Here is an 8,658-nt window from a genome sequence, read left to right as displayed (position 1 = left end):
GTGGTGATCACCAGCAGTCGCGTAGCGGAGTTCGCGGCCATCTTCTTTTTCAGCGGGTGCTCGTCGGCGGTGATCGCTGCGACTGAACGCTGCACCCCGAGCGCGTTGAGCAAACCCAGCAACAGCCCCACACCGAAGAAACCACCGACCATCGGAGAGCCGAGAGACGCGGCGATTGCGACGGCGACGGCGGTCAGCATCCCCGATATGACCAGGAGGCGAACAGGCCGGAACGCAATGGACGGGAACACCAACGGCGCGTCCTGCGCTGGTGTGGTCACTGCAGCACCTCAGTCCTCGTTCCGGGGGGAGTTGTGTGTTGCTCGTTACGTGGCCCGTAGAGCGTATCGGAGCGCTTGCACCGCACTCGCATCACCCAAGGGACAGCTCCCCTATGTCGGTCGTTGGCCGACAGGATCGGAGCGGACTCCGTCTGCCGGTGGCCGGCAACCCGCGAGGTTAATTCGGGTTCTACCAGCACCTTACCACATCGACAAGGACTCTACTACTCCTCGTCGTAGACATCGTCACGGCGTCGGAGCAGCGGGATCAGCGTCACGACGATCGCGATCAGGATCGCGCCCAACATGACGGCGGCGGTGTCCCGCGGATTGAAGAAAATGGTGCTTGCCGTGCCGAAAGCCACGATGCCTCCCCACCAGTAGATCAACAGCACGACCCGGCGATGAGAATGACCGATCTGCAGCAGGCGGTGATGCAAATGCATCTTGTCGGGGCTGAACGCGCTCTGCCCCGCTCTGGTACGACGCACGATCGCGAGCAGCAGGTCGAGCATCGGCAACCACATGACCGCCACGACGATCAGAAACGGCGACAGCAGAGCAAACACATCGCGCGCGCCGTACGCGCTCTGCGAGATGGGTCCGGCGGCCGTCGTCGACGCCGCGGCCAGCATCAGACCGATCAGCATCGAGCCGGAATCGCCCATGAAAATCTTGGCCGGATGAAAGTTGTGCGGCAGAAAACCCAGGCACGCTCCCGCCAGCACCACCGAAATGACCGCGGGCGGATAGAACAGCACATCCCCACCGTGGTCGCGGAGCAGCCCGACGGAGAAGATGCAGATCGCGAGCGCGGTGATGAGTCCCAACCCGGCTGCCAGGCCGTCGAGCCCGTCGACGAAATTCATCGCGTTGACGATCGAAACGGTCAGCGCCAGCGTGAGCAGAATCGACGACGCCTGGTCGAGCACGATGGTGCCGACCCCGCCCAGCGGGATATAGAGCACGCTCCAGGCGACGCCCATCGTGACCAGCACGCTTGCCGCGGTGATCTGACCGGCGAATTTCGTCAGCGCGTCCAGACCCCAGCGGTCGTCGATCAGGCCGATGCCCATGATCAGCCCGCCCGCCAGCACCACCGCAGGCATGCCTGTCGAGTAGACGAAGCCGCGGGTGAGAGCGGGTAGCTGCGACGCCAGGAATACCGCGGAGACCACTCCGACATACATCGCCAGGCCGCCCATCCGCGGCGTCGGGGTCACGTGCACATCACGCTCGCGCGGATACGCCACCGCTCCCAGTCGGGTCGCTATCACCCGTACCGGGCCGGTGGCGAAATAGGTGATGATCGCGGCGGTCAGTCCGACGAGAGCGAGTTCGCGCAGCGGGACACCGGCGCCCCGATCGGCCAAACCGAGCAAACCGCCGGCGAGGTTGTCGGCACCGCTGACCATCCCAAAAACCGTAGTGCACGGTCCTGAGATCGAACTAATTCAGCCGACCGTTCAGCCGCTCAGCCCGTCAACGTCGATGCCGAGCACCTCGGCGATGCGCTCGGCGCTGACCGGACCCGAGCGCAGGATGCGCGGCTGGGCAGACGTGAGGTCCAGGATGGTCGAGGCGGCCTGCTGGGCCGCCTGCCCGCCATCGAGGTAGACATCGACGAGATCACCCAATTGCAGGCGGGCGTCGCCGGCGTTCACCGCCGGCGGGCGTCCGGAGATGTTGGCGCTGGACACCGCCATCGGCCCGACCTCGCGCAGCAACTCGATCGCCACCGGATGCAACGGCATGCGCAGCATGACGGTGCCGCGGGCATCGCCGAGGTCCCAGTGCACTGACGGCGCCTGCCTGACCACCAGGCTCAGGGCGCCGGGCCAGAACGCGCGGACCAGATTGCGCATCGACGGGGACACCGACATGGCCAGGCCGTCGATGGTGTGCCAGGAGCCGACCAGCACCGGCACCGGCATGTCGCGGCCGCGGCCCTTGGCGTTCAACAGAGCGGTCACCGCCGCACTGTTGAACGCGTCGGCGCCCACGCCGTACACCGTGTCGGTCGGTAACACGACCAGGCCGCCGTTCTTCACCGCTGCCGCCGCCGATGCGATGGCACGCGAACGCTGTTCGGGCGTCGAGCAGTCGATCGTCTCGCTCATCAGCGATCGCCCGCCCGTCGGGCCGTGACGAATCGAGGGCGCCCGGTGAGATCGTTGCGTGGCGTAATTTCTTCGAAACATCCTGTGCGCGAGATCAATTCAACGGTCAAGGCCGACGTGGTGTCGTCGTGCTCGACGGCGAACAAGCCACCGGGGCGGAGCAGTCGCTGCGCGATGTCGACGATCGCGGTGACCACCGTCATCCCGTCGGGTCCACCGAAAACGGCGTGCGACGGATCGTGGTCGAGCACTTCGGGGTCAAGCTCGGTGCCGTCTGGAACGTAGGGGGGGTTGGACACCAGCAGGTCGACCCGCCCGTCGAGCGGGCTGAGCGCACCGGGCACGGTGACGTCGGCCTTTACCAACTCCACCGTGGTGTCCGCGGCGTTGGTTCGCGCATATTCCAGCGCCGCCTCGGAGTCGTCGACGCCGATCACGCGGGCGTCAGGCCGGTGCCGCACCAACGCGAGCGCCAGCGCACCCGAACCGGTGCAGAGGTCGACGATCACCCCAGCGTCCGGAAGGGCCTGTGTGGTGGCCCATTCCAGCATCGCCTCGGTTTCGGGGCGAGGGATGAAGACACCGGGCCCGACCATCAGCGCCACCGGCCCGAAGGCGGCGGTGCCGGTCAAGTGCTGCAAGGGAATCCGGCGCGACCGCTCGGCGATCGTGGCGCGGTAGCGATCGAAGAAGCCGTCGTCGGGTGTGGCAAGCAGCGCCAGTCGGCCCCGCTCGGTGCCGGCCAGGTGCGCGGCCAGTTCTTCCGCGTCGTAGCGGGCGGAGTCGATGCCGGATTCTTTCAGCAGTGTGGTCGCCGAGTCGATCGCGCAACGCAATCGGGGCTGAATGGTCATGCCTGCTGCAGCCGGGCTTGCTTGTCGGCGGCGCCGAGGGCGTCGAACAAAGCGTCGACGTCACCATCTAGAAGCTGATCCAGGTTGTGCGCCTTGTAACCGATCCGGTGATCGGTCACCCGATTCTCCGGAAAGTTGTAGGTGCGAATGCGTTCGCTGCGATCGACCGTGCGGATCTGGCTGGCCCGGTCGGCGGAGGCGTCGGCGGACGCCTGCTCTTCGGCCAGCGCCTGCAAGCGAGCCGCGAGCACCAGCATCGCGCGGGCCTTGTTCTGCAGTTGCGACCGCTCGTTCTGGCAGGTGACGACAATCCCGGTGGGCAGGTGGGTGATTCGCACCGCGGAGTCGGTGGTGTTGACGCCTTGGCCCCCTTTGCCCGACGAGCGATAGACGTCGATCCGCAAATCCGATTCGTCGATCTGCACCTCGCCCACTTCCTCTGGTTCGGGGTACACCAGCACGCCGGCAGCCGAAGTATGCACGCGGCCTTGGGATTCGGTGACCGGCACGCGTTGCACGCGGTGCACGCCGCCCTCGAATTTCAGCCGCGACCAGACGCCGTCCGCCGAATCGCCCTTGCTCGCGATGGTCAGGGTTGCGTCTTTGTAGCCACCCAAGTCGGAGTAGGTTTCGTCCAGCACCGTCACGGTCCAGCCGTGGCGTTCCGCATAGCGGATGTACATCCTGGCCAGGTCTGCGGCAAAGAGAGCTGATTCCTCGCCGCCCTCACCGGATTTGACTTCGAGCACCACGTCGTCGGCGTCGTGCGGGTCACGCGGCGCCAGCATGTCGCTGAGCTTGGTCTCCAACTCGTCGACTAGAGCTTCCAACTCGCCGACCTCGTCGGTGAACGACGTATCGTCGACGGCGAGTTCACGCGCTGTCTGCAGATCCTCACGCGCGGAAGTGAGCTGACGATGCGTCGCCACAATCGGGGCCAGCTGCGCAAAGCGGCGACCGACCTTGCGCGCGTTGGCCGCATCGCTGTGCAACTCGGGGTCGGACAGTCTCTTCTCGAGATCGGAGTGCTCAGCCACCAGCGCGTCAATCCCCTTAGCGCCTTCGGTCATGCTCACTTCCTCGCTGGGCTGTCCCACTCATGCTGGAGTCTTCCGCACATAAAGCGACGCCCGTCCTGCGCAACTATCGCGGCAGACCGGGCGTCGATCGTGCTATTTGTCGGCCGAAGCTTCCTTGTCAGCGCCGGCATTGCGCTTGCCGTAGCGCTTCTCGAACCGGGCCACGCGGCCACCGCTGTCCAGAATCTTCTGCTTGCCCGTGTAGAACGGGTGGCACTGCGAGCAGACCTCGACCACGATGTGGCCGCTCTCCTTGGTGCTGCGCGTCTGGAATGTGTTGCCGCAACCGCAGACCACGGTGGTCTCGCCGTAAGCGGGGTGAATGTCAGCTTTCATGGTTTCCTCTTCGTTCGTCGGTCGCCGGGTCGCCAAGTCATGCTCAGACGTGAACCGGAACCGTGCCGTCGGCTGCTCATTATGCCAGTTCAGCCGCTATGACCCTAAACGCGCGCGGCGCCCCGGGCATTCCCCGAGCTAGCTCGGTCCCACCTGCGCTTTTACCGAGCGGTCGACCGCCGTATAGCTGGTGCCGCGGCCGATGCGAGTCCACACAACGCCTCCGTCGGGGGCGCTGCCCTGCGCTGTGAGCTGCCGCTTGAGGACCTTGTTGGTGGCGGTGGTGGGCATCGTGTCGGTGATCCAGACGTGTCGCGGCCACGCCTTCGGCGACAGATCGGGCTGGGCGGCCAGGAAGTCGCTGAACTCCCCCGGCTGCAGTGTCGCGCGATCGACCAGCACCAGCGCTGCCATGACCTGGTCGCCGACCTGCTCATCAGGGACCGCGTAGACCGCGACCTGACTGACCGCGGGCAGCCGCTGCAGAATCCGCTCGATCGGCGCGGTGGTCATGTTCTCGCCGTCGACGCGGAGCCAGTCGCCGCTGCGGCCGGCGAAATAGATCCAGCCGTCGGCGTCGCGGTAGGCCAGGTCGCCCGACCAGAACATGCCGTTGCGCAACCGGGCGTCGGTGGCGGCCTGGTCGTTGTAGTAGCCGGCGAACAGGCCGGCGCCGGTAGTGTTGACGAGTTCGCCGATCGCCTCGTCGGGGTTGAGCAGCGCGCCGTCGCGGTCGAATTGCGCCACCGCGCATTCGGCGAGGGTGTCCGGGTTGTAGATGCTGACGCCCGGAAAGCCTTGTCCCAGTGAGCCGGGCGGGCAGCCGTCTTCGCGGGTGATGATGATGGCGCCCTCGCTGGAGCCAAAGCCGTCCCAGACCGCGCAGTCGAATCGCCGGCTGAACTCGGCGATGTCGCGGTCGCTGGCCTCGTTTCCGAATGCGACCCGTAGTGGGTTCTCCGCGTCGTCGGGCTGTTCGGGAGTGGCCAGCACGTAGGCCAGCGGCTTGCCGACGTAGTTCATGTAGGTGGCGCCGTAACGGCGTAGGTCGCTCAGCAGCCGCGACGCCGAGAAGGTGGCGGGGACCATCGCCGAACCGGAGCCGACTGCCACGCTCCACCCAGCGAGCAGCGCGTTGGAGTGAAACAGCGGCATCGACAGATAGCAAACGTCGGACGAATCCACCTCGAATCGGCCAATTAGGTTGGCACCGGCGAAGATAACAGTCAAGTGCGTGATCTGAACGGCCTTCGGTTCGCCACTGGTTCCCGAGGTGAAGATCATCATCAGCGTGTCGGTTGGTGCCACCTCCCGATGCGGCACCAACGGCCCGGCCGAAGCGACCCGGGCCGACCACCGATCGGTGCTGACGTCGATGACACGGACCCCGGGCAGATCCAGGCCGTCGAGCAACGCCCGATGCGCAGAATCGGTCAGCAAGATCTGACAGTCGGCGCGCACGATGTCTGTGGCCAGCGCGGCGCCGCGGCGGGTGTCGTTGATCCCGCACAGCACAAAGCCACCGAGTGCCGCCGCAGCCATCGCGGTGAGCATCTCCGGGGTGTTGCCCAGCAGCGCGCCGACATGCAGCGGACGCTCGGGGTCGGCGATGCCGATCAGTGCGGCCGCGGTTGCCGAGGCGTCGGCGAGGTGCTCGCGCCAGCTCCAGACCCGATCGTCGTACTTGACGGCAGGCGTGGAGTCGGTACTGCGCTCGCGAAGCAGTTGCTGAATAGTGTCCGCCACTGGTTCACCGCTTTCCCCGTCGGTCTCCGACATGGCGCAGGTTACCGTCGCGCCGACGGTAACGGAGCGGGACGGCCATGATCGACCGACCGCAGCGGTGTGCTAACCGATCTAAATCAGCTAGTCGTTGTCCATTCCCGGCGTCGTCTTTGACACCTGGACCAGGAACTCGTAGTTGTTCTTGGTCTTTCGCAGCTGCGACATCAGCAGGTCGATGGCTTGGTGGGAATCCAGACCAGACAGCACGCGGCGCAACTTGTGCACCACGCTGAACTCGTCGGGCGAGAGCAGTAATTCGTCCTTACGCGTACCCGAGGGGTTCACGTCGACGGCCGGGAACACCCGGCGCTCGGAGATCTTGCGATCGAGCTTGAGCTCCGCGTTACCGGTACCCTTGAATTCCTCGAAAATGACTGTGTCACCGGTAGATCCAGTCTCGACCATCGCCGTGGCGATGATCGTCAGCGATCCGCCCCCCTCGATGTTGCGAGCGGCGCCAAGGAAACGCTTGGGCGGGTAGAGCGCGGTGGAGTCGACACCACCGGACAGGATACGACCCGAGGCCGGCGACGCGTTGTTGTACGCGCGGCCCAGACGGGTGATCGAGTCAAGAAGCACCACAACGTCTTTGCCTTGTTCCACCAGCCGCTTGGCACGTTCGATCGCCAACTCGGCGACCGCTGTGTGGTCGGTCGGCGGTCGGTCGAACGTCGAGGCGATCACCTCGCCCTTGACCGAGCGCGCCATGTCGGTGACTTCTTCGGGCCGCTCGTCGACGAGCACGACCATCAGGTGGCACTCGGGATTGTTCTTGGTAATCGCGTTCGCGATGGCCTGCAGGATCATCGTCTTACCCGCCTTGGGCGGGGAAACGATCAGCGCACGCTGTCCCTTGCCAATCGGCATGATCAGGTCGATGACCCGGGTGGTAAGCAGATCGCCGGTGGTCTCCAGACGCAGGCGCTGGTTGGGGTACAACGGCGTCAGCTTGGTGAAGTCGGGACGATCCTTGGCGTCCTCGACCGGCCCGCCGTTGACGGTGTCCAAGCGCACCAGCGGGTTGAACTTCTGACGCGGGTTCTTGTCGCCGCCGTCGCCTTCGCGGGGCACCCGCACCGCACCGGTCACAGCGTCACCACGGCGTAATCCGTTCTTACGCACCATGTTCATCGAGACGTAGACGTCGTTGGGGCCAGCCAGGTAGCCGGAGGTCCGGACAAACGCGTAGTTGTCCAGCACGTCGAGGATCCCGGCCACTGGCTGTACGACGTCGTCGTCGCGCAGCTCGGTGTCATTGCCACCGCCGCCCTCGCCGGGCCGCTCACCGCGGCGACGACGTTCCCGGAACCGGCGACCGCGGCGACCGCCACGTCCGTCGCCGTCGTCGTCGTTCTGGTTCTGGTTGTTCTGGTTCTGGTTGTTCTGGTTCTGGTTGTTCTGGTTCTGGTTCTGGTTGTTCTGGCCACCGCGGTTTTGCTGTCCTGCGGAGCCCTGCTCGCCACCCTTGTCCGCATCCTTGTCGGAGGCGCGTTCTTCGGACTTGTTCTCGACGGGCTTGTCGTTGCCGTTGTGCTGTTTCTTATCGCCCCGGTCGTTTTGCTTGTCCCGGGCGCGGTTGTCCTCGGCAGGAGCCGTGTCGCCGGCGTCGGCGTGGCTGGTGGCGGCCGCCTCGTTGTGTTGGTCAGCGGCCTCCGCGGCGTGGCTGGCGGACGATGCAGAGTCGCCGTTGGTCGACACGCCATTGGGGCGGGCGCCCTGACGGCTCTCTCGGATCGCGGCGATCAGGTCGCTCTTGCGCATTCCAGAGGTGCCCTTGACGCCAGACCGGTTGGCCAGCGCGCGCAATTCGGGCAGCACCATGGTGGCCAGCGAAGCATCCGAGCCACTCGACCGCGCGTCGGCCTCGCTGGAAGTATCGGGGGTCACAGGCGTGGGCAGCTTGTCATTTTCAGTGCTGTCGCCAGCCGTAACGAGGTCCGTATCGGTCACGGATTTCCTTTCTCTCCCTCGCTGATCGAATCAAGCCAGGGGTTCGTAGCATTCGGTCAATTCGCCGAGTGCTGCCAAAGATCGACTCTGCAACGGTGATTGCCAAGATTGGCGATGTTATGGCGAACCATCGTCCACGAGAAGAATTTGGTGTTCGTCCTAGGGGTCGCGCAATGTCTGCGCATCATGCAGATGACTGCGATTGCTGGACGGAACCGAGAATAACCTTCTTCGGTGCCGGAAGCAAGAAGCC

At 65.3% G+C, this 8,658-nt stretch carries 8 protein-coding genes and 1 pseudogene; all 9 read right to left on the bottom strand.

The window, feature by feature from the left end:
* The coding region (locus AC2VOG_RS11580; protein ID WP_486940038.1) for an ATP synthase subunit I at positions 1-281 on the bottom strand (281 nt) is incomplete at its 3' end.
* 224 nt (positions 282-505) lie between these two features.
* Positions 506-1,696, bottom strand: a complete 1,191-nt coding sequence (locus AC2VOG_RS11575; protein WP_486940037.1) for a glycosyltransferase family 4 protein — start codon at positions 1,694-1,696, stop codon at positions 506-508.
* A 51-nt stretch (positions 1,697-1,747) separates the two neighbouring features.
* On the bottom strand, positions 1,748-2,401 hold the full coding sequence (locus tag AC2VOG_RS11570) for an L-threonylcarbamoyladenylate synthase (protein WP_486940036.1): 654 nt from the start codon (positions 2,399-2,401) through the stop codon (positions 1,748-1,750).
* Positions 2,401-3,255, bottom strand: coding sequence for a peptide chain release factor N(5)-glutamine methyltransferase (gene prmC / locus AC2VOG_RS11565; protein WP_486940035.1), 855 nt, complete (start codon positions 3,253-3,255; stop codon positions 2,401-2,403). The genes AC2VOG_RS11570 and prmC overlap by 1 nt, the downstream gene beginning before the upstream one ends.
* Complete coding sequence (gene prfA, locus AC2VOG_RS11560) at positions 3,252-4,325, bottom strand: peptide chain release factor 1 (protein WP_486940034.1); 1,074 nt, start codon at positions 4,323-4,325, stop codon at positions 3,252-3,254. Before prfA ends, prmC begins: the two co-directional genes overlap by 4 nt.
* Positions 4,326-4,427: 102 nt before the next feature.
* Positions 4,428-4,670, bottom strand: a complete 243-nt coding sequence (gene rpmE, locus AC2VOG_RS11555; RefSeq protein ID WP_486940033.1) for a 50S ribosomal protein L31 — start codon at positions 4,668-4,670, stop codon at positions 4,428-4,430.
* A gap of 138 nt (positions 4,671-4,808) precedes the next feature.
* Entirely contained in the window at positions 4,809-6,416 is a 1,608-nt protein-coding gene (gene fadD1 / locus AC2VOG_RS11550) for a fatty-acid--CoA ligase FadD1 (protein ID WP_486940032.1), read from the bottom strand.
* 120 nt (positions 6,417-6,536) lie between these two features.
* Positions 6,537-8,342: a transcription termination factor Rho gene (rho, locus tag AC2VOG_RS11545; protein WP_486940031.1), complete on the bottom strand. Its 1,806-nt coding sequence runs from the start codon at positions 8,340-8,342 to the stop codon at positions 6,537-6,539.
* A gap of 119 nt (positions 8,343-8,461) precedes the next feature.
* A pseudogene (locus tag AC2VOG_RS11540) lies at positions 8,462-8,658 on the bottom strand (hypothetical protein); the annotation flags it as partial.

The sequence above is a fragment of the Mycobacterium sp. TH-M11 genome (assembly GCF_057473725.1).
The sequence above is the reverse complement of the archived record's forward strand: the minus strand, read 5'-3'. Positions and strand labels throughout refer to the sequence as shown.

Bases quoted from the DNA above. Each gene is read 5' to 3' on its own strand.
- AC2VOG_RS11575 (WP_486940037.1), bottom strand. From the start codon at position 1,696: ATGGTCAGCGGTGCCGACAACCTCGCCGGCGGTTTGCTCGGTTTGGCC.
- AC2VOG_RS11570 (WP_486940036.1), bottom strand. From the start codon at position 2,401: ATGAGCGAGACGATCGACTGCTCGACGCCCGAACAGCGTTCGCGTGCC.
- prmC (WP_486940035.1), bottom strand. From the start codon at position 3,255: ATGACCATTCAGCCCCGATTGCGTTGCGCGATCGACTCGGCGACCACA.
- prfA (WP_486940034.1), bottom strand. From the start codon at position 4,325: ATGACCGAAGGCGCTAAGGGGATTGACGCGCTGGTGGCTGAGCACTCC.
- rpmE (WP_486940033.1), bottom strand. From the start codon at position 4,670: ATGAAAGCTGACATTCACCCCGCTTACGGCGAGACCACCGTGGTCTGC.